The sequence below is a fragment of the Shewanella sp. 5_MG-2023 genome (assembly GCF_030547465.1).
In the GTDB taxonomy this organism is placed as follows: Bacteria; Pseudomonadota; Gammaproteobacteria; order Enterobacterales; family Shewanellaceae; genus Shewanella.
Window position 1 is genome coordinate 1 of the sequence record NZ_JAUORC010000071.1, and the last position, 1,706, is coordinate 1,706.

The following is a 1,706-nucleotide window of genomic DNA, read 5'->3' on the forward strand; positions in this document are numbered from 1 at the left end:
GATAGAGTACCAAACTGACCTTGTAGTGAGGTGGCTTGGAATTGATTTTGACCGTTATCCACATCAGTAACAGTGAGTCCACCATCGACGCGGAGTTGCCCACCATGCACGTCTTTATCTTCAGTTAATTGTGCTGTTGAAGCACCCGCAATCACCGCTTTATCATCCGTGCCATTGATGGTGACAGTGATTTTTTGTTCAGTGCCGTCAACCGAGTGAACTAATACTGTATCGGTAAGTGACTCACCCGTTTTCAGACTTTGAATAGCATTTTGACTGTTATCAGCGGTGTAGGTCCAGTGACCTAATTCATTGATTGATAGAGTACCAAACTGACCTTGTAATGAGGTGGCTTGGAATTGATTTTTACCGTTATCTACATCAGTAACAGTGAGGGCGCCATCAACTCGGAGCTGACCTGAATGAACATCTTTATCTTCGGTTAAGCTGGCGGTTGAGGTGCCCGCAATCACCGCTTTATCATCCGTGCCATTAATGGTGACAGTGACTTTCTGCTCAGTGCCATCAATGGAATGAACTATGAGAGTATCCGTTAATGATTCGCCTGTTTTCAGGCCTTGAATAGTCGGCTGCGAGTTATCAGCGGTGTAAGTCCAATGGCCTAAACTATTAATACTCAGAGTACCAAATTGACCTTGTTGCACTGTGGCCTGGAATTGGTTTTGTCCTGAATCTACATCGGTTACGGTGAGGGCGCCATCGACATGCAGTTGTCCTTGATGGACGTCTTTATCTTCAGTTAGCTGTGCTGTTGAAGTACCCGCAATCACCGCTTTGTCGTCAGTACCATTGATGGTGACAGTGATTTTTTGTTCAGTGCCATCAACCGAGTGAACTAATACTGTATCGGTAACGGTTTCGCCTGTTTTCAGGCCTTGAATAGTCGGCTGAGAGTTATCAGCTGTATAGATCCAGTGACCTAATTCATTGATTGATAGAGTACCAAACTGACCTTGTAGTGAGGTGGCTTGGAATTGATTTTGACCGTTATCCACATCAGTAACAGTGAGTCCACCATCGACGCGGAGTTGCCCACCATGCACGTCTTTATCTTCAGTTAATTGTGCTGTTGAAGCACCCGCAATCACCGCTTTATCATCCGTGCCGTTAATGGTCACAGTGATTTTTTGCTCAGTGCCATCAACGCTATGAACTAACACTGTATCGGTAACTGACTCACCGGTTTTTAAACCTTGAATGGCTGTTTGTGAGTTATCAGCGGTGTAATTCCAGTGACCTAATTCATTGATTGATAGAGTACCAAACTGACCTTGTAGGCTTTCAGCGTTGAACTGCGCTTGATTGTTGTCTACATCTGTTACGATTAACGTCCCGTCAACGCGGAGTTGTCCACCGTGAACGTCTTTATCTTCAGTTAGCTGTGCTGTTGAAGTACCCGCAATCACCGCTTTATCATCCGTGCCGTTAATGGTCACAGTGATTTTTTGCTCAGTGCCATCAACGCTATGAACTAACACTGTATCGGTAACTGACTCACCGGTTTTAAGGCCTTGAATGGCTGTTTGTGAGTTATCAGCGGTGTAAGTCCAGTGACCTAATTCATTGATTGATAGAGTACCAAACTGACCTTGTAGTGAGGTGGCTTGAAATTGATTTTGACCATTATCCACATCAGTAACAGTGAGGGCGCCGTCAACGCGAAGTTGCCCACCGTGAACGTCTTT

At 45.1% G+C, this 1,706-nt stretch carries 1 protein-coding gene; it reads right to left on the minus strand.

What is annotated here, in order from left to right; all coding sequences use genetic code 11:
* The coding region (locus Q4557_RS19655; RefSeq protein WP_303415009.1) for a VCBS domain-containing protein at positions 1–1,706 on the minus strand (1,706 nt) is incomplete at both ends.